Annotated in this window: 25 protein-coding genes; 8 read left to right on the top strand and 17 right to left on the bottom strand. The window is 73.2% G+C overall.

Annotated features, from left to right (window positions below; all coding sequences use genetic code 11):
• Nucleotides 1-159: 159 nt before the first annotated feature.
• Nucleotides 160-912: an alpha/beta fold hydrolase gene (locus ACIGW4_RS33905; RefSeq protein WP_399585216.1), complete on the bottom strand. Its 753-nt coding sequence runs from the start codon at nt 910-912 to the stop codon at nt 160-162.
• A gap of 87 nt (nt 913-999) precedes the next feature.
• Between ACIGW4_RS33905 and ACIGW4_RS33910 the strand changes: the two genes are divergently transcribed.
• The gene (locus tag ACIGW4_RS33910; RefSeq protein ID WP_399585218.1) at nt 1,000-1,527 is read left to right on the top strand and encodes a PadR family transcriptional regulator; all 528 of its coding nucleotides are present in this window, start codon (nt 1,000-1,002) and stop codon (nt 1,525-1,527) included.
• Nucleotides 1,528-1,696: 169 nt separating this feature from the next.
• Here ACIGW4_RS33910 and ACIGW4_RS33915 read toward each other — a convergent pair whose 3' ends face one another.
• On the bottom strand, nt 1,697-2,566 hold the full coding sequence (locus ACIGW4_RS33915) for an alpha/beta fold hydrolase (protein ID WP_359588144.1): 870 nt from the start codon (nt 2,564-2,566) through the stop codon (nt 1,697-1,699).
• 67 nt (nt 2,567-2,633) lie between these two features.
• Here ACIGW4_RS33915 and ACIGW4_RS33920 point away from each other — a divergent pair, with 67 nt between their 5' ends.
• Entirely contained in the window at nt 2,634-3,089 is a 456-nt protein-coding gene (locus ACIGW4_RS33920; protein WP_399585220.1) for a MarR family winged helix-turn-helix transcriptional regulator, read from the top strand.
• Between the two features lie 142 nt (nt 3,090-3,231).
• On the opposite strand, the gene ACIGW4_RS33925 is transcribed toward ACIGW4_RS33920, so the two are convergent.
• The 3 genes from ACIGW4_RS33925 to ACIGW4_RS33935 all read right to left on the bottom strand — a co-directional run bounded on the left by ACIGW4_RS33925 (nt 3,232) and on the right by ACIGW4_RS33935 (nt 4,654).
• Nucleotides 3,232-3,666, bottom strand: coding sequence for a DUF2267 domain-containing protein (locus tag ACIGW4_RS33925; RefSeq protein WP_398706846.1), 435 nt, complete (start codon nt 3,664-3,666; stop codon nt 3,232-3,234).
• A gap of 67 nt (nt 3,667-3,733) precedes the next feature.
• Nucleotides 3,734-4,129, bottom strand: a complete 396-nt coding sequence (locus tag ACIGW4_RS33930; RefSeq protein ID WP_359588146.1) for a DUF2267 domain-containing protein — start codon at nt 4,127-4,129, stop codon at nt 3,734-3,736.
• A gap of 99 nt (nt 4,130-4,228) precedes the next feature.
• Nucleotides 4,229-4,654 (bottom strand): Hsp20/alpha crystallin family protein, encoded by a 426-nt coding sequence (locus ACIGW4_RS33935; protein WP_123457178.1) that lies wholly within the window; start codon nt 4,652-4,654, stop codon nt 4,229-4,231.
• Between the two features lie 126 nt (nt 4,655-4,780).
• Between ACIGW4_RS33935 and ACIGW4_RS33940 the strand changes: the two genes are divergently transcribed.
• A complete protein-coding gene (locus ACIGW4_RS33940; RefSeq protein ID WP_123457177.1) occupies nt 4,781-5,410 on the top strand; it encodes a type III effector protein in 630 nt (209 codons plus the stop codon).
• Between the two features lie 167 nt (nt 5,411-5,577).
• A complete protein-coding gene (locus ACIGW4_RS33945) occupies nt 5,578-5,991 on the top strand; it encodes an SsgA family sporulation/cell division regulator (protein ID WP_398706843.1) in 414 nt (137 codons plus the stop codon).
• Between the two features lie 66 nt (nt 5,992-6,057).
• Here the strand turns inward: ACIGW4_RS33945 and ACIGW4_RS33950 are convergent, their stop codons facing one another.
• Nucleotides 6,058-6,738, bottom strand: coding sequence for a DUF6445 family protein (locus ACIGW4_RS33950; RefSeq protein WP_123457175.1), 681 nt, complete (start codon nt 6,736-6,738; stop codon nt 6,058-6,060).
• A gap of 156 nt (nt 6,739-6,894) precedes the next feature.
• Here ACIGW4_RS33950 and ACIGW4_RS33955 point away from each other — a divergent pair, with 156 nt between their 5' ends.
• The 3 genes from ACIGW4_RS33955 to ACIGW4_RS33965 all read left to right on the top strand — a co-directional run bounded on the left by ACIGW4_RS33955 (nt 6,895) and on the right by ACIGW4_RS33965 (nt 10,599).
• Complete coding sequence (locus tag ACIGW4_RS33955; RefSeq protein ID WP_398706839.1) at nt 6,895-7,491, top strand: TIGR03086 family metal-binding protein; 597 nt, start codon at nt 6,895-6,897, stop codon at nt 7,489-7,491.
• Between the two features lie 207 nt (nt 7,492-7,698).
• Nucleotides 7,699-9,084 (top strand): M20/M25/M40 family metallo-hydrolase, encoded by a 1,386-nt coding sequence (locus tag ACIGW4_RS33960; RefSeq protein ID WP_398706837.1) that lies wholly within the window; start codon nt 7,699-7,701, stop codon nt 9,082-9,084.
• 258 nt (nt 9,085-9,342) lie between these two features.
• Nucleotides 9,343-10,599 (top strand): extracellular solute-binding protein, encoded by a 1,257-nt coding sequence (locus ACIGW4_RS33965; RefSeq protein ID WP_398706836.1) that lies wholly within the window; start codon nt 9,343-9,345, stop codon nt 10,597-10,599.
• 4 nt (nt 10,600-10,603) lie between these two features.
• On the opposite strand, the gene ACIGW4_RS33970 is transcribed toward ACIGW4_RS33965, so the two are convergent.
• From ACIGW4_RS33970 to ACIGW4_RS34020, 11 genes are all read right to left on the bottom strand, one after another.
• A complete protein-coding gene (locus ACIGW4_RS33970; protein ID WP_123457171.1) occupies nt 10,604-11,491 on the bottom strand; it encodes an SDR family oxidoreductase in 888 nt (295 codons plus the stop codon).
• A gap of 75 nt (nt 11,492-11,566) precedes the next feature.
• The gene (locus tag ACIGW4_RS33975; RefSeq protein ID WP_399585225.1) at nt 11,567-12,190 is read right to left on the bottom strand and encodes a flavodoxin family protein; all 624 of its coding nucleotides are present in this window, start codon (nt 12,188-12,190) and stop codon (nt 11,567-11,569) included.
• 87 nt (nt 12,191-12,277) lie between these two features.
• Nucleotides 12,278-14,404, bottom strand: coding sequence for a SpoIIE family protein phosphatase (locus ACIGW4_RS33980; RefSeq protein WP_399585228.1), 2,127 nt, complete (start codon nt 14,402-14,404; stop codon nt 12,278-12,280).
• Between the two features lie 309 nt (nt 14,405-14,713).
• Nucleotides 14,714-15,094 (bottom strand): gas vesicle protein K, encoded by a 381-nt coding sequence (locus ACIGW4_RS33985; RefSeq protein ID WP_123457168.1) that lies wholly within the window; start codon nt 15,092-15,094, stop codon nt 14,714-14,716.
• On the bottom strand, nt 15,084-15,326 hold the full coding sequence (locus ACIGW4_RS33990) for a gas vesicle protein (RefSeq protein WP_399585232.1): 243 nt from the start codon (nt 15,324-15,326) through the stop codon (nt 15,084-15,086). Before ACIGW4_RS33990 ends, ACIGW4_RS33985 begins: the two co-directional genes overlap by 11 nt.
• Nucleotides 15,313-16,272, bottom strand: coding sequence for a GvpL/GvpF family gas vesicle protein (locus ACIGW4_RS33995; RefSeq protein ID WP_399585234.1), 960 nt, complete (start codon nt 16,270-16,272; stop codon nt 15,313-15,315). The genes ACIGW4_RS33990 and ACIGW4_RS33995 overlap by 14 nt, the downstream gene beginning before the upstream one ends.
• On the bottom strand, nt 16,269-16,754 hold the full coding sequence (locus ACIGW4_RS34000; protein WP_399585237.1) for a gas vesicle protein: 486 nt from the start codon (nt 16,752-16,754) through the stop codon (nt 16,269-16,271). Before ACIGW4_RS34000 ends, ACIGW4_RS33995 begins: the two co-directional genes overlap by 4 nt.
• Nucleotides 16,755-16,794: 40 nt before the next feature.
• The gene (locus tag ACIGW4_RS34005; protein WP_399585283.1) at nt 16,795-17,118 is read right to left on the bottom strand and encodes a gas vesicle protein GvpG; all 324 of its coding nucleotides are present in this window, start codon (nt 17,116-17,118) and stop codon (nt 16,795-16,797) included.
• Between the two features lie 74 nt (nt 17,119-17,192).
• Nucleotides 17,193-17,906 (bottom strand): GvpL/GvpF family gas vesicle protein, encoded by a 714-nt coding sequence (locus ACIGW4_RS34010; RefSeq protein ID WP_398706825.1) that lies wholly within the window; start codon nt 17,904-17,906, stop codon nt 17,193-17,195.
• Nucleotides 17,907-17,908: 2 nt separating this feature from the next.
• Nucleotides 17,909-18,367 carry a gas vesicle structural protein GvpA gene (locus tag ACIGW4_RS34015; protein ID WP_123457165.1) on the bottom strand — a complete coding sequence of 153 codons (459 nt, stop codon included), beginning with the start codon at nt 18,365-18,367 and terminating at the stop codon, nt 17,909-17,911.
• Between the two features lie 27 nt (nt 18,368-18,394).
• Complete coding sequence (locus ACIGW4_RS34020) at nt 18,395-18,757, bottom strand: gas vesicle protein (RefSeq protein ID WP_359588161.1); 363 nt, start codon at nt 18,755-18,757, stop codon at nt 18,395-18,397.
• 199 nt (nt 18,758-18,956) lie between these two features.
• Here ACIGW4_RS34020 and ACIGW4_RS34025 point away from each other — a divergent pair, with 199 nt between their 5' ends.
• Complete coding sequence (locus ACIGW4_RS34025) at nt 18,957-19,994, top strand: histone protein (RefSeq protein WP_398706822.1); 1,038 nt, start codon at nt 18,957-18,959, stop codon at nt 19,992-19,994.

Below are 19,994 nucleotides of genomic sequence, written 5' to 3' on the forward strand. Positions count from 1 at the left end.
GGCGCCGCCCTCACGCCCGTCGTCAACGGCGTGGCGGCGTTCACCCTCGCACCGGGCCCTCGTCGAGACGGACCGAAGCGTCCGGCACCCAGGCGAAGGGTCGTGGCCGGGACCCTTCGCGGGGCCCGGCCGGCAGGGCGCGGAAGGAAGCGGTGCCCGTCAGGCCGCCACCGCGGCGGTGAAGACGTCGGGGTTGTCGAACATGACGTTGTGACCGGCGCCGGGCACGGTCACGACGTCCACGCCGGCCGCCCGGAGCCCCTCCGCGCCCGGCAGGTCGCCGCTCAGCTCGCCCTGCAGGTAGACGCGCGGGACGCGCGCGTGGGCGAACATCTCCCGCATCATGGGTTCGGTTCCCTGCACCAGGTGGGCGGCGGAGCGGTACAGGGCGAGCGGGTCGGCCAGGCGCATGGTGGCCGCCCAGGTCGGGCCGACCTTCTCCAGGACGCGGGCGAAGCCGCCGCCCTGTACGAACTCCTCCTCCGTGTACGACGCGATGCCGCTGCTGCCGGCCTTCGGCGCCGGGAACGGGTCGAGGTTGCCCTCGGTGACGACGAGCCGTCCCACCAGGTCGGGCCTGCGGTGGGCGAGGACGACGGCGACCGCCCCGCCCATGCTGTGCCCGGCGACCACCCCGCCGCGCACCCGGGCCGCGTCGAGCGCGGCGGCCAGGGCGTCCGCGTGACCCTCGAGGCTGTAGTCGAAGTCGGCGGGCCGGTCGCTGATGCCGTGGCCCGGCAGGTCGACGAAGAGGACCCGCCGGCCGGCGAGTTCGGGGCGGGCCGCGATGTGCGCGTGGTAGACGGTCGACGCGGCGCCGAGGCCGTGCACGAACACCACCGCGGGCCCCTCGCCGGCCGCCTCGGTCCACCGGATGACGCTGCCCCGCTCGTCGAATCGTGCCTCGCGCACAGTCCACTCCCCTCTCGAATACTTCGCCGACATAGTACTACGACAACGTAGTACTACGGCAACGTCATCCTGGGAGAGAATGCGGGCATGCTGGAACTGTCGATCCTCGGTTTCCTCTGCGAGACCCCGCTGCACGGCTACGAGCTGCGCAAACGCATCACCGCCCTCACCGGCCACGTACGGCCGGTGGGCGAGTCCACCCTCTATCCGGCGATCAAGCGCCTGGAGAAGGCCGGTCTGCTGGTACGGGAGACCCGGCCCGGCCCGGCCGCCGCACCCCGCCAGGTCCTCACCCTCACCCCCGCCGGCCGGGACGAACTCCGGCGCCGCCTCGCCGACGCCGAAGGCCCCGAAGTGACCGACGAGAACCGCTGGTTCACCCTCCTGGCCTTCCTCCGCCACCTCGACGACCCCGCCGCCCAGGCCGTGGTCCTGCGCCGCCGCCTCGCCTTCCTGGAAGAACCCTCCAGCTTCTTCTACGACGGCGACCGCCCCCTGCGCGCCGAGGAACTGGACGACCCGTTCCGCCACGGCATCCTGACCGTCGCCCGCGCCACCAGCCGGGCGGAACTCGCCTGGCTCCGCACCACCCTCGCCGAGCTGGAGAGCGCTTGACCGCGCTCTCCGCCCGGAAGCCGGCGGCACGGGGGCCGGTCGCGCCGTCCACGCGGCCGCGGTCGAACCGCTCAGCCCGGCGGGGCGCGGCGGCGGCCGCGGAGGCCCGGGCGCCGCTGTCCCTCCGGCGCCGAGCGGCCGGGAGACGTCGCCTCCGCGTCCTCGTCCGTCACGACGGCGGCGCGGAACGCCTCCCGGGGGATCCGGCCGTCCCGTCCAGGAAGGCCATCAGCCGCTCGTCGAACTCCTTCGGGGCGGCGAGCGGCAGGGAGTGGTGGGTGGTTCCGGGGAGCAGGGCCACCTCGGCGTGCGGGAGCATCCGGCGGGCCCGCTCGGCCACCGCGGCGGAGTCGTGGGTGCGGCTGCCTTCCGCGAGCAGGACCAGGACGGGCATGGCGAGGTCGGCGGCGCGCGGACGGGTGCCCGTGACCGGCTTGCGGCCGGGGACGGTGGAGGCGAGCGCGTAGAGGCGCTGCCAGGTCTCGTCCGGCTGGGTGCCCGCCGTCTCCCAGGCCAGGAAGGCGCGCGTCCGGGCCTCGCTCGGGCGGATCAGGGTGGGCAGCGCGCGCAGCAGGTAGCGGGGGCTGAAGCCGGCGAAGACCTGGGTGGGGTCCACCAGGGCGAGGCGGTCCACCCGTGACGGCGCGTGGGCCGCGTACCTGGCCGCCACCCAGGCACCGTACGAGTGGCCGCACAGGTGCGTGCGGTCGAGCCCGAGGCCGTCCAGGAGCGCGTCCAGCCAGGCCATGAGGTCGTCGGCGTTCCTCAGCGGCGCGCCCCGGCGCTCGGTGCGGCCGGCGTCGCCCATGAGGTCGACCGCGTGGACCCGGTACCGCTCCCCCAGCGCCGGTGCGTTGGCGAACCAGACGAGGCCGGTCGCGGAGCCGCCGGGCAGCAGGAGCAGGGGGCTGCCGTCCGGTGCGCCGTGCACATGGACCCGGGTGGGGCCGTACGGGGTGGCGACGTCGCGCTCCTCGGTGGATTCGGGCCAGCGGGCCCGGAGCTCGTCGTAGACGCGGTCGAACGTGGACGGGGACACGGCGATTCCTCTCGCTGGGCGATAATCTCGCTCAGCGAGATATTAGCCGTGAGGCCGAGGAGTGTGCATGGACGACCGGAGTCCGGTGATGGGACTGGTGCATCTGCTGCGTGCGGTCACCGTGGAGTTCGACGTGCTCGGCGCCGAGTTCGCGGCGCGCCACGGGCTGCATCCCACCGATGTGCGCGCGCTGATCCACCTGTTGGACGCGGAGCGCGCGGGCGTCCGGGCCACGCCGGGGTGGCTCGGTGAGCAACTGCGGCTGAACTCCGCCGGGACCACCTCCCTGGTGGACCGGCTGGAGCGGCTCGAGCTGGTCTCGCGCAGCAGGGACACGGCGGACCGGCGGCGCGTGCTGCTGAGGGTCGAGGAGAAGGCCACCGAACTCGGATGGGCGTTCTTCGGGCCGGTGATCGGCGAAGTGGTGGCGGTGGCGGAGGATTTCGGGGCGGGCGAGCTGGAGACGGTCCGCCGTTTCCTCGCCGCCGTGCTGGGGTCCGTGGGACGGACGCGTTCGAGCTGACGGGGTTTCGGACGCCGGGACACCCGGCCCCGGCGGGACACCCGATCCCGGCGGTGACCGTCTCGCCCGGCCCGCGGTACGGAACGGGGCGGGGCGGACACGCGCGTGTCGGTCGTGTCCGCCCCGGGCGCCGGGTCGCGCGCTACGCGGCGGGCGCGAGTTCGGCGCGGCCGAACAGCAGCGCGTAGCCGGTGGGCAGCTGCTGGAGGATGCGGGTCAGGAGGTCGGGGCCGGCGTAGGCCGCGACGGCGGAGAAGACCGATCCGGTGTCCCAGCGGGTGGTGGCCAGGGAGGCGCCGGTGCGGGCGGCGAGGTCCTTGACGAACGCCCAGCCTCCCAGCGGCCGGGGGTCGGGGATCTGGGCGGTGAGGATGCACGCGGCCTCGAACGGCAGGCGGGCGGCCAGTTCGACGCGTTCGTCGCCGGTCAGCTGGCGCCCCAGTCCCCCGAGGACGAGGCGGACGGCTTCCTCGGCCCTCTCGCGGTCGGGGTAGGCGCCGTCGTAGCGGACCTTCTCCAGCATCTGCTCGTACGCCCTTCCGTAGGGCTGCCGGGACGGTGCGCTCTGGTCGGACATCACTGCGGTGGTTGCCTTTCTGTCACCGGGTCGTGGTGGCCGGTGCGCGGCCACCGGAGGTGGGTGGTCAGGTGAGCTGGGGGCGGCCGAAGAGGAGGTCGTAGCCCGCGGGCAGCTGGAGCAGGACCTCCTTGAGGAGGTCGTCGCCGGCGGCGTCGGCGACCGTGGAGAGGACGGCGCCGACGTCCCAGGCCGCGGTCTTCTCCGTCGCGCCCTCGATCCAGGCCGCGGTCGCCCGTACGAACCGCTCGGGCGGGAGCGGCTCGGCGCTCTGCAGCGGGTTGAGCAGGATCAGGGCGTAGCCCTCCGGCAGGCGGGCGGCCAGTCGGGCGCGCACCTCGCCCACCAGGTGTGCGCCCAGCAGGGCGAGCACCACGCGGGCCGCGCGTTCGGCCTCGCCCATGGTGTCGTACCTGCCGCGTTCCTTCACCTGATCGAGAAACGCTTCCTGTCGTACGGTCACGTCGGCCGCCACCCTTCCTCGGTCCAGGGGCGCGGAGGACGGGTGAGGGGGAGATCGAATGCCCGTCCTCCGCCGCTTGTCAGCCCTTGTGCGTCCGGCTCAGCCGGAGATCTCCTTGCGTCCCGCGCCGATGGCGATCTTGCGGGGCTTGGCGCGCTCGGCGATCGGGATGCGCAGGGTGAGCACGCCGGCCTCGTAGTCGGCCTGGATGCGCTCGGTGTCCAGCGTGTCGGCCAGCACGATCTGGCGCGAGAAGACGCCCAGCGGCCGCTCCGAGAGTTCCATCTGCACGTCGTCGGCCTTCGCCGCGGGCCTGCGCTCGGCCTTGACGGTCAGCATGTTCCGTTCGACGTCGATGTCGATCGCGTCCGGACCGACGCCGGGGATGTCGAAGGCCACCACGTACTCGTCGCCCTCGCGGTAGGCGTCCATGGGCATCGGGGACGGTCGCGTCCAGGTCCCCGGGCCCATCACCTGCTGGGCCAGCCGGTCGAGCTCGCGGAAGGGGTCAGTGCGCATCAACATCGAAGAACACCTCCAGAGGTTCGGGCAGTTGCTGCCAATGCGCCTCACTGAAACCGTTGTAACATGTCATCCAATGGATGACAAGCGAGGTCGTCATCCAGAAGACGACCAGCGAGGGAGATGCCCATGACCCCGGCCGACCGACCGGAACAGTCCGGCGCCGACGCGCAGAGCCCGGCGTCGTTCCTCGCCGCCGCGGCGGCCCTCCGGGCCATAGACGAGGCCCTGCGGGCCGCGCGGCACACGGCGCCCGGCACCGACGAGGCCCCCGCCGTCGGCACGGACCAGGCCCTGGCCTCGCTCCTGCTGCTGCGGCAGGTGCGCGAGGAGCTCGCCGGATGGGAGACCGGCCTGATCGAGACCGCCCGCCACGCGGGCGCCAGCTGGGCCGACCTCGCCCACCCCCTCGGCGTCGCCAGCCGCCAGGCCGCCGAGCGCCGCTACCTGCGCAACCGGCCCGGCCCCGTCGGAACGACCGGCGAACAACGCGTCCAGGCCACCCGCGAGCGCCGCGCGGCCGAGCGCACCACCGCCACCTGGGCCCGGCGCAACGCGGCGGACCTGCGCAGCATCGCCGGGCGGATCACCGCCCTCACCGACCTGCCGACCGCGGCCGACCTGCCGCTGAGCCGACTCCACGCGGCCCTCGCCCACAACGACCCGGCGGAGCTCGTCGCCCCCCTCACCGCCACCCGCCCCCATCTGGCCGCCCATCCCGAACTCGCGGCACGGCTCGACGACCTGACGCCCCCTTGAACCCGGCGTGAACCCGACGGGAGCCGGCAGACGCCCGGACGGCGGATCTTCTCCACAGGATCACGACAGAGTCGCCGCATCCGCCTCACGAAGGCGAGGAGTAAGCAGGGATCGAGGGGTGAGGAGCACACCACACCCGCTTCCGATGCACGAAGCCGGAGGATCTCATGTCCCAGTCGCTCCCCGCGGTGAAGACCCTGACGCGGAGCATGCCCATGGAACTGCTCACGCCGGACACGACGGTCCGGATCGACACCACCCTCGGCTACACCTCCCGCAACCCCCATGCGCTGAGCATCACCTTCCACCTCCTGGAACCCGATCCCGTCGTCTGGCACCTGGACCGGGAGATGGTCGCCATCGGCTCGCTCGCGCCGACCGGTGACGGGGAGGTCCATCTGCGGCCCGCCGCCGACGGCATGCTGCTGATCCGGCTCGGACCCGCCGGGCACCGCGCCCAAGTCCTGGTCGACGCGGAGCGGCTGACCGCCGTGGTGCGGGAGACGTTCGCCCTGGTCCCCCAGGGCACGGAGGAGCGCCACATCGACTGGCGCCCCCTGCTCGCCTCGCTCGGACGCTGACTGCCGACCGGCGCCGGCCCCCGGTCCGGCCCGGTCGGCAGGACACGCGCCGGGCCGTTCGGAACGCTAGGCCATCCAGAAGAAGACGGCCGTCATCCGCTTGTCCCGCAGGGTCGTGCCCGTGTAACCGGTCGCGGTGTGGATGAGGTTGGCCGAGTACAGCAGCAGGCGGTTGTAGCGGGGCGGGACGCGCAGGTCCTCGGTGAAGGAGTCCCCCGGCACGAAGCGAGTGCCCAGCGCGTCGACCAGGTTGTTGTGCGGGGCGAGCACCTGGTTGCCGCCGAGCACACCGCCGGGCAGGTTCTGGCGGTAGAAGCTGGTGCCGCAGTCCTTGGGCAGGTCCGGGCTGAGGTACAGCACCGCCGCGTAGCGGCACAGGCTCCGGGAGTCGGTGTGCGGGCGCGGTTCGCACTCGCCCTCACCGACGACCTGGACGCAGTTGTGGTTGAAGGTGCCCCCGCCGGCGGGATCCACGGCCCAGATCTTCGGAGCTCCCGTGGTCTTGCGCACCAGCTTCTCCACGTGCGCGAGTTCCGCCGGTTCGAGGCCGGGCATCGTGCGCAGGCCCGGCCACGGCTCGGGCTTGTGGGGGTAGCCCTCCACCCAGTCGTCCCGTTCGAGCATCCGGGCTCGTACGGCGTCGGGGTCGGGCAGGACGTCGTCCAGGATCCAGTAGTCCCGACCGCGGGTGGGTTTGCGGTACGGCAGGACCTGGAGCGCGCCGGGGCGTGGGGGGTGTGACGGCATGGCGGGAACGCTAGTGCGAAGGAAGGATGGGTCCCGCCAAGGCGTCGCCAAAGCACCGCCAAGAGTGCGGCAAGACCTCACCATGCAGGCAATCCGGAGGAAAAACCGGCGGGGCGCGGGGCGATGAGTTTCCGACGGCCCGGCGGTCCACCCCGCATGGAGAACACCTCACGCACGGAGCCCATCGACCTGGGGACGGCCGCCGAGCGCGTCGCCCGGCTCGCGGAGGGCATCGACGACGAGCGGCTCGACGACCCGACGCCCTGCCCCGAGTACGCGGTACGGGAGGTGCTCGCCCATGTCGCCGGGCTCAGCGTCGCCTTCCGCGACGCGGCCCTCAAGCGCTTCGGTCCCACCACCGCCACGCCGCCCGGCTCGTCCCGTCCGGTACTGCCGGAGGACTGGCGGACGGCCCTGCCGCAGGCGCTGGACGAGCTGGCCGCCGCCTGGCGGGAGCCGGACGCCTGGGAAGGGGACACGCAGGCGGGCGGGGTCGCCCTGCCGGCCGCCGTCATGGGCCGGATCGCACTCGACGAGCTGCTGATCCACGGCTGGGACCTGGCGCGGGCGAGCGGTCAGGCGTACGAGGTGACCGAGGAGGAACTGAGGGTCTCCGAGGCCCTGCTGACCCCGGCCGGCGACTCCTCCGACGAGGGCTTCTTCGGCCCCGTGGTCGCGGTGCCGGACACCGCGCCCCTGCTGGACCGCGTGATCGGCCTCAGCGGCCGTCGGCCCGACTGGCGCCCGGCCTGAGGCGTGCCCCGCGCGACGGCGCGGGCCCACGGCCCGGAGGCTCCGCCCGGCCCACCGGACGCGGGGCCGGGCGACCGCGAGGCGGTCCTGGACGTGCGGCTGATCGGCGGCGATACGGCCCTGGACATGAGGCTCGTCGCCGTCGAGGGGGCGCCGGTCCGCCGCGGGGGCACGGTTCGAACCGGTGAACGAGGGCAGTCACCCCCCATGAGCGCCACCGGGCCCGCCACACCGCGGGACGCCCCCACCGAGCCCCTCGCCCTGGATGCCCTGACGGAGTGGGTGGGCGTTCCGTCCGTCTCCTCCGACCCCGACCGGGCCGAGGACGTACGCCGGTCCGCCCACTGGCTGGCGGACCGGCTGCGGCGGAGTGGTCTCCCGCGCGCCGCGGTCTGGGAGACGGACGGCCTGCCCGCCGTGTACGGCTGTCTGCCGGCCGCGGATCCCGACGCGCCCGTCCTGCTGGTCTACAGCCACCACGACGTCCATGCCGCGGACGCCTCCGAGTGGCGGGTGACGGCGCCGTTCTCCCCGCTCCGGCGCGACGGCCGTCTGTACGGCCGGGGGTCCTCCGACGCCAAGGGCCAGATCATGGCCCACCTGGGGGCCGTCCGCGCCCACCTCGCGAACCGTCCCGCCCCGGCGGTGACCGTGCGGTACCTGATCGAGGGCGAGGAGGAGATCGGCTCCGTCCATCTGGCCGACCTGCTCTCCGAGCACGCCGACGAGCTGTCCGCCGACGTGGTCATGGTGTCCGACACCATGCTGTGGTCCCTGCGGGAACCGACCGTGTGCACCACGGTCCGCGGCTCGGTCACCGCGTCCCTGACGGTCCGCGGCGCCGAGCGGGACCTGCACAGCGGCGCGGTGTCCGGCGCCGCCGCCGACGCCGCCCTCGAACTCGGCCGGCTCCTCTGCCTGCTGACCGACGACTCCCGCCGGATCACGCTGCCGGGCTTCTACGACGCGGTGGCCGCCCCGGGGCCGGAGCTCCGCGCGTCCCTGGACTCCCTGCCCTTCGAGCTGCCGGGGTGGCTGGCCGAGACCGGCACCTTCCGGGCCGACGGGGAGGAAGGCTTCACCGCGCCCGAACGCCTGTGGACCCGCCCCGCCGTGGAGGTGGCCCGTCTCACGGCCGGGCGCACGGACGCGCCGTCGCTGGGGCTGATCCCCGCGGAGGCCGGTGCGGACCTGCTCCTCAGGCTCGTCCCCCACCAGCGGGCCGACGAGGTCGCCGACCAGTTGCGGGCCTGGCTGGCCGGCCACCGCCGCCCGGGTTTCGGCTACGAGCTGGAGATCTCCTCCACCATCTCGGATCCCTACCGCACGCCGGAGCGTCACCCCGCGCTCGCCGCCCTCACCCGCGCCGTCGGTCGCGCGTACGGCTCACCGGCCCGTCCGATCGGCAACGGCGGTGCCGCGCCCGCGGCGCAGCTGGCACGTGCCTGCGACGCGCCCGTGCTGTTCTTCGGCACGGGGCTTCCCGGCGACGGCTGGCACGGCCCGGACGAGAGCGCCGGGATCGAGGCCCTCCGCCTGGGTGTCCGGGCACTCGCCGCGTTCCTGGAGGAGCTGCCGTCCGGCCTCCGGTGACGGACGGCTCCACGGGCGCGCGGCCGTTCGTCCTCCCGTCAATGCTCCGCACCGGAGTCACGGTGGACTCGGTGGAAGGTTCTACGCGCGTCGGAACCAGCGCCCTCCTGGGGGAAGACACCATGGGGAATCCGCCCGGTTGGAGGTAGGACCACAACCGCCGAGTAGGGGGCGAAATATGCCTCTGGCCAGGGGAGAATCCCGGACGCACTGTCCAGAACATCAGAGGGAAGACCCGTGCGACCGAGAATTTTCGGCATGACCGCCTCCGTGGCCGCGTTCGGACTGCTGGGCTCACTCGTCACCGCCTGCGGCTCGTCCGAGAGCGCCGGGACGACGCTGCGTCTGGTGGCTCCCGAGTACGGTGACGGCCCGGCGACCAGCTCCAAGGCGTACTGGGACAAGCTGACCGCCGCCTTCACCGCCGCCCACCCCGGCAAGAAGGTCGAGGTGACGCTCTACCCGTGGGCCGACGTCGACCGCGAGGTCACCCGCATGGTCGAGGAGGACGACGCGCCGGACGTCGCCCTGATGGGCGCGTACTCCGACTTCGCCGCCGAGGGCCGCCTCTACTCCGCCGACGAGCTGCTGACGATCCGGGCGGAGGCGAACTTCCTGCGGCCGCTCGCGGCGGCGGGCTCGGTCGACAACACCCTGTACGGCCTGCCCTTCGTGGCCAGCAGCCGGCTGCTCTTCTACAACGAGGAGCTGTTCGACAAGGCCGGGGCCGAGCCGCCGAAGACCTGGTCGGACCTGAAGGAAGCGGCCGAGGCCCTGAAGAAGAAGGGCGTGCCCTACCCGTACGCCCTGCCGCTCGGCCCCGAGGAGGCGCACGCCGAGGCCCTGATCTGGGAGTTGAGCAACGGCGGCGGGTACACCGACATCAACGGCCAGTACACCATCGCCTCCGAGCAGAACACGCAGACGTTCCGCTGGATCAAGGAGAACCTGGTCGTGCCCGGCCTGACGGGCCCGGTCCCGCCGGCCAGGCTCAACCGGCAGGACGCCTTCGACGCCTTCCTCCGCGGCGACGTCGGCATGCTCAACGGCTACCCGTCGCTCCTCCACGAGGCGAGGGCGAAGGGGATGAGGGTCGGCACCCTGAGCATGCCGGTGTCGGACACCCTGGAGAACGGGAAGACCCCGCCGGCGGCGGGCGTCGCCGACTGGATGATGGCTTTCAAGCGGGACGGCAACCGCGAACTGGTGGGCTCTTTCCTGGACTTCGTCTACCAGGACAAGAACCTCAGCGAGTTCGCGGGGCGCTACCACCTGCTGCCGTCGACGGTGACCGCCGCCGAGGCCGCCCAGGGCGCGCAGGCCGATCCCGACACCGAACAGTTCCTGGACGCGCTGCACAGCGCGCAGCTCTACCCGGTCAACGAGCCGTCCTGGCTGCAGGTCAGCAATACCATCAAGCGGAACATCGGCAAGGCCGTCGCGCCGTCCGCCGACCCGAAGACCGTGCTGGAGGACATCGCCCAGCAGGCCCGGGAGGCGACGCGGCAGGAGTAGCGGCTCAGGGGAGCGGCGTCCCGCCCGTGGCGTTCACGATCTCCCCGGTGATGTAGCTCGCCCGGGGCGAGGCCAGGAAGACGTAGGCGGGAGCCATCTCCGCCGGCTGGGCCGGGCGCCCCAGGGGCGACTGCTCGCCGAAGTGCTTCGTCTCCGGCATCGTCGCGGGGATCAGCGGGGTCCACACCGGCCCGGGGGCGACCGCGTTCACCCGGATGCCGCGTTCCGCGACCATCTGGGCGAGGCCGTGGGTGAAGGAGATGATGGCCGACTTCGTCATCGCGTAGTCGAGGAGATGGGGGCTGGGCTGGTAGCCCTGGACGGACGTGGTGTTGATGACGCATCCGCCGCGCGGCATGTGGGACAGCGCCCGGCGGGTGAGCCAGAACATGCCGTACAGGTTGGTCTTCATCACCCGGTCGAACTGCTCCGTGGTGATCGCCTCGATGCCGTCGGGCTGTGACATCTGGTACGCGGCGTTGTTGACGAGGAGGTCGACGCGGCCGAGTTCGCCGACCGCGCGGTCGATCAGATCGGCGCACTGCCGTTCGTCCCGGATGTCGCACGGCACGGCGACCGCGGTGCGGCCCGCTTCGCGGACCAGGCGGGCGGTCTCCTCGGCGTCGGCCTCCTCCTCGGGCAGATGCGTGAACACGACGTCCGCGCCCTCCCGCGCGAACGCCAGGCACACGGCCCTGCCGATCCCGGAGTCGCCGCCGGTGACGACCGCCGCCCGGTCGGTCAGCAGGCCGTGGCCCTCGTAGGAGTCCTCGCCGTGGTCGGGCCGCGGCTCCATGTCCTCGGTCGAGCCGGGGTGCCGCTGGTGCTGGTCGGGCTGGGGCGGAGCGGGGTGCTGGGTGGTGGGGTCGGCGGGGGCTTGCCGGTCGGTCATCGCGGGTCCCTTCGTACGGTTGTGCGCCCGGCGTCGGTCGCGGGCCCGGGCGCCGGTGCGGTCGTGGGCTCCGGGTCAGGAGGAGGGGTACGGGGCGCTCTTGAGGAGCCGGGCGAGGTGGGCGGTGTTGGCGGCGAGGGTCGCCGTCGTGGCCGCGGTCTTCTCGGGGGTCTTGTCCAGGTCCTGGTAGTCCGTGCCCTGCATGGCCTCGCCGACCCAGTAGGTGACGGCGTTGGGGGCGAGGGAGAAGCCGACGTCGTCGAGGCCCTGGAAGAGATCGGCGCTGACCTTGTGGGCGCCGTCCTCGTTGCCGACGACGCAGACGGCGGCGACCTTTCCGTAGGTGAGCATGCGGCCCTCGTCGTCGGACTCGGAGAGCTCGGCGTCCAGGCGTTCGAGGACCCGTTGGGCCAGGCTGGAGGGGTGCCCGAGCCAGATGGGGGTGGACAGGATCAGGATGTCGGCGTCCAGGACGGCGGAACGGATGGCCGGCCACGCGTCGCCTTCGCCCATGTCGGTCTTCACCCCGGGCTTCACGTCGTGGTCGGCGATCCGGATGGCCCTCCCCGTGACTCCGTGCCCGGCGAGCTCGTCCAGCACCTGCTCCGCCAGCAGCTGGGAGCTGGAGGGGGCGGGGGAAGGGGACAGCGTGCACACGAGCGCGACGGCACAGAGCGGGGTCTTGTCGTTGGCAGTCATACTCCCCGGCTACCCGCCCGGGGCGGACGAATCCTCCCTGTCCCCCGCCGATGCCCCGTACGGCTGTACGCGGTCCCCGGGCGGCCGTCATCCGGGCCGTGCGGTGGTGCGCAGCAGGAGCACGGCGATGTCGTCGGTGTAGTGGGCGGTGGGCCGGGCCCGGTGCAGGAGCGTGTCGATCAGCCGGTCCAGGTCCTGTCCGTCGTGCTCGGCGAGGTGGACGGCCAGGTCTCCGGCGACCCGGTCCGGGTCCGCCCCGGGCGCCTCCACGAGTCCGTCGGTGTAGAAGGCGAGCGTCGCGCCGGGGCTGAGGGGCAGCGCGGTGACGGGGTAGGAGAGGCCGGGGTCGATGCCCAGCAGCGGACCGGGGTCGAGTTCCACCGGGTGGGCCCGCCGGCCGGGGCGGTGCAGCAGCGGGGGCGGGTGGCCCGCGCTGGCCAGGAGGACCTCCTGGCGGGCGAGGTCGATGTGCGCGTACGTGCAGGAGACGAGGAGGTCGGTCTCCAGGTCGGTCAGGACGCGGTTGGTCCGGGCGAGGACCTGCCCGGGCGGCCCCCCGGCGGTGGCGTGGATGGCGGTGCGCACCTGCCCCATGAGGGCGGCGGCCGCCGCGCTGTGCCCCTGGACGTCGCCGATGACCGCCGCGGCGGTGGTGCCGTCGAGGCGGATGACGTCGTAGAAGTCGCCTCCGATGTCCATCCCGTGGCTGGCCGGGAGGTAGCGGGCCGCCGTGTCCAGGCCTGGCAGGACGGGCAGCCGGTGCGGCAGGAGAGCCTGTTGCAGGCCGTGGGCGAGGTCCCGGGCGGCGTCGTAGAGGCGGGCGCGGTCCAGGGCCTGGGCGATCAGCCCGGCGAGGGAGGTCAGGACGGCCCGTTCGTCGGCGCTGAATTCGTGGGGGCGTTCGTAGGAGAGGATGCAGCAGCCGACGGGCCGGCCGGAGACGATCAGCGGCAGGAACGCCCACGCCTGCTTGCCGCTGATCCGGGGCGCGCCGGGGTGGCGTCGCGCCATCTCGTCCCGGTCGGCGAAGAACGACGGGACTCCTTCGGCCAGGGCCTGTCCGGCGGGGGTGAGGTTCGTGTCGAGGGGCAGGCCGTCCAGGCGGTCGATCGTCTCCTGGTCGTATCCGTGGTGCCCGGTGATCTTGAGTCGTCCGGCATCGGCCACGGACAGCACCAGGCCGTCGGCGCCGAAGGCGGGCAGCACCTGATCGGCGACGAGCTCGACGACGTCGCGGACGGCGACCGTCTCGGTCAGGGCCGCCGCCAGGTGGACCAGCTGGTAGAGGCGTCCGGCCTGCGCCGTACTGGACGGGGTGGAGGGGGCGGGCCGGGTCGACGCGGCCGGGGGGCGGTCCTGCGCGGTCGCGTCGGCGCGGGTGATGCGGACGCTGATGCCGCTGGCGTCCGGGTAGAGCTGGAAGCGCAGCCAGGTGGACGGGGGGCGCAGTGACGTGAAGGCGACGGGATCGCGGCTGATGACGGCGGTGCGGTAGCAGTCCTCGGCCACGGTGTCGTCCAGCCAGGGCAGGGACTGCCACGGCCGGGTGCCGAGCAGCCGTCCGGCTTCGAGGCCGAGGAGCGACGCCGCCTCGGCGGTCAGGAAGGTGATCCGGCCCTCCAGGTCCATGCCGAGGGCCCCCTCGGGCAGGCGCTCGACGTAGTCCGCCGCGGCCCGGGACGGCCGGTCGCCGTGCGAGGCGGCGGCCGAGGCGACCGGGACGAGGCGAGGCCGGTCGGGAAGGGGGATCGGCACGGTGACCTCGTCCAGGGCACGGGCCATGCGCCGGGCGGCGGACGCGATGTGGCCGCGCTCGCGGCGGGAGGCCTCGGCGGGGTGGCTGGCGGGCCAGAGGAGGAAGAACGCTCCCCGGCAGCGGTCGCGCCCGGGCAGCGGGGCCGCGGCGAGGGCGAACCGGTACGGCAGGCTGGCGGCGGCCCGGGGGTAGGTGCGGGCCATGTCGTTCTGCGAACCCACCCACACCAGGCGGTTCTCGCGGACCGCGTCGCTCACCGGGACGGGCGCGTTCAGCGGCACCCTCTGCCACGGCCACGCGACTTCCAGGGGCACACCGCAGAGCGCCGTCATGGCCAGGACCCCGGTGGCCTCGTCGAGCAGGTAGAGGGCTCCGGCGGAGGCCCCGGTGCGCCGGACCGTGTCGGCCAGCGTCTCGTCCAGCAGCCTGGCCCCGTCCGGGTCCCCGGGCCTGTCCATACGCCGCACCTCGCCTCCTCCGCCCGTGCCCCGCGACGCCTCCGAGCGGTTGCGCGGGCGCCGACCGTCACGACCGCCGGGCGGGCAAGACCGTCCTGCCGCGCCCGCATATCGACCATACGCCGGATATGCCCCCTCACCAGGTCACGCCTCCTGGTCGGCGCCCGATGTCGGGCGCGAGGACTCCGTCGCCGTCCAGGGTGGTGCGGAACCGGAAGAACGCGTGCCGGGCGACCTCGTAGTGGTTGCGCCGCCCGCGCCGGGAGCGGGTCAGGTGACCGGCGCCCTCCAGATCGCTTCGGTGGGCGGCTAGGCCTCGGGGGGCGGGAGCAGGGGGCCGAGGGGGCCCAGGTCGAGGTTGAGGTCGTCCAGGGTGAAGCCGTGCTGGGCGCACAGTTCGGTCATGCGGTCGTGGAGGGCCAGCAGGGTCGCGCCGAGTTCCTCCTCCTGGCCCTCGGTGAGACCGCCGGCGTCGACACGGCGCAGGGCCTGGCGTTCGATGAGCTGGCGGAGGAGTTCGACCACGGTCAGGACCAGCTTGACCAGGTCCTCCTCGACCGTGTCCGAGCCGGTGCGGATCCGCCGCGCGGGCGGCTGCCGGGAGGTGTCGGCCGGCGGGGCGGGCAGGAGCCGTACGGCATCGGCCATCGCCTCGCCGACGGCCCGCACGTCGGGGGTCTCACGGCCCATCGGGCTCACCTCCGCCGCGCCCCGCCGGACGCGGGGCTCCGAGGGCTCCGACCGAGTCGGTGACGGAGCTGACGAGGGCGCGCAGGGAGATCCGCACGAGGTCGATGTCCGCGATGGACAGGACGATGTCCCCGGTGATGACCACGCCTCCGGCGAGCAGCCGGTCGAGGAGGTCGACGAGTGCGACCTGTCGGGCCGGGAGGGCGGGGTCGTCGCGGTCAGCGGGGCTCATGGCCGGGACCGGGCGGCGGGGGTTCGGGGGCCGGGGATCCTGTGGCCGTGGGTGCGGAGGCCGGTGCTTCGGGGACCGGGGATCCTGTGGCCGTGGGTGCGGAGGCCGGTGCTTCGGGGACCGGGGATTCGGGGACCGCTGCTTCGGGGGCGGAGGGGAGAGCGGTGAACGAGTACGGGGCCCAGGGGCCGGTCGTTTCGAGCAGGATCCCGGGGAGGTCCTCCGCGGCGGCCTGGACCGCCCTGCGGAAGGCGTCGGCTTCCGCGTCGGGCACCAGGAAGGCGGCGTTGATCACGTTCTCCCCCACCGAGGCGGTGGCCAGCGGGCCGCTCTGCGGTGGATGGGCGACGTGGTCGGCCGCGTGCCGCAGGGCGATCTCGGCGATCCGGTCGGCGGCGGTCCTGGCCTGCCGGTAGTGGTCCTCATGGGCGTCGCGCTGCGCCCGGCGGGCCCGCAGATAGGCCTTGCCGGGGCCCGCGGACGGTGCGGCCGTCCCGGTGTCCGGGGCGGTGGCGGGGCGTACGTAGATCTTGACGCCGTACTCGGTGTGGGCGGCGAGCCGGGCCAATTGGGTGGCGAACTCCTGGCTCTGGTCCTGCAGGGCCCGCATGGCGCGGGTGTGGTCCTGGTAGAGGGTGGCCATGCGCAGGGGCAGGACGGTGGTGCGGGCGGCGAGGGTCTCGATGACGCGGTGGTGGGCGCGCGCGGTCTCCTCCAGCCAGCGCAGGTCCTCGAAGCGGGCGGGGAGCACCGCTTCCTCGAAGTCGGCGCGGGGGACGTCGCTGATGGCGAAGGCGACCGGCCCGGTGCCGTCGGGGACGGGGGCGAGGAGGGTGACCCGGCTGCCGGCCACCCCGGTCAGGGTGGGCAGGACGTCGTCCAGGGCAGGCGTCGGGGGGGTGACGGCGTAGACGTAGGTGAGGGTCGCCGCGGCGGGTCCGTTCATGTCCCGGTCCTCCGCTTCGCCGTACGGCGGGCCGGCCGCGGCTCGTCCACGGCCTCCTCGTCCTCGATGCCCACCGCGTCGGGGGCCGGGCCCGAACCGGCCGTGAGCCCGTCGCGGCGCAGTCGCGCGATCTCTTCCCGCAGGCGCCGGTTCTCGGCGGCGAGCGAGGCGACGTCGTCCTGGCGGGAGGAGTCGAGCCGGGACCCGTCGTGGCGGGACGGATCGTGGCGGGAGGAGAGGGACGGGTCGTACTCCCACCAGTCGATGCCCATCTCCTTGGCCTTGTCCACGGAGGCGATCAGGATGCGCAGTTTGATGGTGAGGAGTTCGATGTCGAGCAGGTTGATGCGGATGTCGCCCGCGATGACGATGCCCTTGTCCAGGACGCGCTCGAGGATGTCGGCGAGACTGCCCGAGGCGCTCGGCGGATAGCCGGCCATCGGTGGACCGGTGCCGAACCTGCGGGCGAGGGGATCGGTCACGAGGGTTCGCCTCCCACTGTCTGCCGTCGGACTCGTGCTGTCAGGTGTTCGGATCCGTGCTGTCCGGTGTCGGAGTCGTACTGCCCGGTGTCAGAGTCGGATCGGGGTCGTCCGGCCGGGGGTCGCCCCTGCGGTACCTGTCGATCTCCTCGAGACGGTCGAGCAGCAGGTCCTCCTCGCGGTCGAAGGTCTCCTCGTCGATCTCGCCCGCCAGCAGCCTCCGTTCCAGTTCGGCGAGCCGGGCCAGGACCGGCGCGGGGTTGTAGTACTCGGCCTCCGCCTGCTCCGTGACCCGCTGGGCGGCCCACACCACGGTGCGGACCGGGGCCAGCGGCAGGGTGACGAGTTTCCCCAGCAGGCCCATCGCGCTCACTCCTCCCTCGCTCCCTCCGGCCGGGCGCCGGGCGGCCTTACGACACGAAGCTGCGCCGGTCGGCCCTACGACACGAAGCTGTAGGGAGGCAGCGGCCCGGTCAACCGGACCTCGACGCCGTCGCCGCGGTCCCCCGCGTGTTCGCGGAGGGCCTTCAGAGCGTCCTCGTCGTCCTGCCGGACGAGCAGGGACAGGGCGAGGAAGTCGTCGCCGCCGACGGGGTGGACGACGTGCTCCCGCCCCAGCGGTGCCAGGGATCCGATCAGCTCCTCGGCCGCGTTCGCGCGGCGCTGCTCGACCTCTTCGGCGACCATGCGCCCCAGCTCCACGGGCAGCCGGGGATCCTCGGAGCCCTGGCGGATCTCCTCGTTGAGCCGACGCGCCTCGGGCAGGTCCTCGAGGATCTCCCGGAGGAGGAGGTCCTCCGCCCGGGAGGCCTTCACGTGGTACTCGGCACAGTCCGCGACGCGCTCCAGTGCCGCACGGTAGAAGTCCTCCTTCTCGTCGAGCACCCGCAGGACGGCGTCGTCGTCGGGGGCGGTGTAGCCGAACCGCAGCGGCAGCGGGGTCCCGTCCTCGATCAGGCGGTCCTGGACCGCCTGGTGGGCGACCACGTCCCGCCGCTTCGGACGGATCTCCCCCTCGATGTCGCTCACCACGGCGCGCAGCGCCTCCGTGGACAGGACCCGCACCGCCGCCCCCTCGGATCCGACCCCCGTCATTCCCTCGACCCGGCAGGGGTGCTCGCGCGTGGTCACCGCGTAGACGTAGACGGCCATGGTCATTCCCTCTCGCGTCGCGCCGTCCGCCGCACCGGCTTCCGGCGCCGAGGAGCCTCCTGCTCCTCTTCATCGCCCTCGTCCTCGTCCTCGTCCCCCCCGCCGGACAGCGACTGGGTGACCGCCTCCATCGCGCCGCTGAGGGCGCCCTTGGCCTTGCCCCGGCTGCCGCCCTCGACCATCTTGTCCATCATGTCGGGCAACTGGGTGGGCGCCTTGCGGCCGGATTCCAGGTCGAGACGGTTGCACGCCTCCGCGAAGCGGAGGTACGTGTCGACGCTGGCCACGACCACCCGGACGTCGATCTTGAGGATTTCGATTCCCACCAGGGAGACGCGCACGAACGCGTCGATGACCAGCCCGCGGTCGAGGATGAGCTCCAGGACGTCGTAGAGGCTGCTCGAACCACCCTGGCCGCCGCGCGCGGGACTCCCGCTCGCTCCCTGCGGCATCACCGTCATGACGTTTCCCTTCGCGGTTCGGCCGCCTCAGCGGCCGGACCGGTCGATCATGCCCCGGCTGTAGCGCCGAGTGCGTTCGTAGGAGATCAGCTCGCCGGACGCGTCCAGCTCGACCCGGTAGCTGCCCATGACGCTGGTGGTCTCCGGGATGCGTTCGAGCTCGACCACCTCCACCACCGCCTCCCAGCCCTCGTCGGTGGGCCTCAGGGACGTCACCGACTCCGGCGGTCTGCCGAGCAGTTCCGACAGCTGCTGGGCCGCGGCCCGCATCGCCGACGCCGCGCCCTGCCTGCGGGAGCCGGACGCCTTGCGCGCGGGCCGGGTGGGCCGCGGCGCGTCGTCGTCCCGTGCGGGACGGCGTCGACGGCGTTCTGGGTCCGGTGTGGTCATCTGATTCCTTCGTGAATCGGACTTCCCTCGACCCACGCGTCTCCCCCGGAGATCCGTCCCCCACTCCCCCTGAAGAGAATTTTCTTCGCATACCGCCGCATATCCCGAGCAGCGTCGAGCACCCACCAGATGAGGCCCCGAGCGTCGGGGCGGGCCGTCACCTGACGTCGGCCGACCATCACCCGGAAGGACGAGGCTGATGGAGGACACGACCAAGATCGCCCTGGCAGCCGCCGTTGCGGGAGGCTATGTCCTGGGGCGGGCGAAGAAGGGCCGCATGGCCCTGTCGCTCGCGACCTACATCGCGGGCCGCAAACTCGATCTCCAGCCCGGTCAGCTGCTGACACAGGGGCTGCGGAAACTCGGGGAGATGCCCCAGACCGCCGAACTCGGCCAGCAGCTTCGGGGCGAAGCCCTCCAAGCCGGCCGCAAGGCCCTCACCGCGGCCGCCAACCGCCAACTCTCCGGCCTCGCCGACTCCATCCATCAGCGCACGGTCGACCTCGGTCGCCGCGGCGAGGAGTCCGAGGAAGCCGACGAGGAGGACGAGGAGTACGAGGAGGAGCCGTACGAGGACGAGGACCTCGACGAGGAGCCCTACGAGGAGGACAGGCCGGACGACGAGGAAGCGGGCCCGGACGAGGCACGGGGAGAGGAGGAGGAAGAAGAAGAGGAAGAGGAGCCCTACGACGAGGAGGAAGAAGAGCCGGAGGAGGAACAGGAGCCCGAACCGGAGGACGAGGAGGACCGGGAGCCCGAGGACGAAGAGGAGGACGAGGAGGAGCAGGAGGCACCACCGGGGCGGTCCCGGAGCGCGAGCTCGCGGACCTCCACGACGGATCGCAGCGCGCCCGCCCGCCGCTCGGCACCCCGCAAGAGCGCCGCGAAGAAGTCGACGCCGACGGCGGCCAAGCAGACCCCGGCGAAGAAGACCACGTCCGCCGGTAGCCGGGGCACGGCGAAGAAGAGCGCGCCGGCCAAGAAGACCACGGCCTCACGCGGAAGCGCCGCGACGAAGAAGGCACCGGCGAAGAAGGCTCCGGCGAAGAAGACCGCCTCCGCCGGAAGCCGTACCGCGGCGAAGAAGACCGCCTCGCCCCGGCCCCCCGCCAAGAAGGCGGCCGCGAAGAAGACCCCGGCGAAGAAGACCACCGCGCGCAAGCCGGCGGGCAGCAGCGCCAGGAAGACCACGTCGGCGAAGAAGACGACGGCGCGCAAGCCGTCTACGCGGAGGTAG

Source organism: Streptomyces sp. NPDC053513 (genome assembly GCF_044544765.1).
In the GTDB taxonomy this organism is placed as follows: Bacteria; Actinomycetota; Actinomycetes; order Streptomycetales; family Streptomycetaceae; genus Streptomyces; species Streptomyces litmocidini.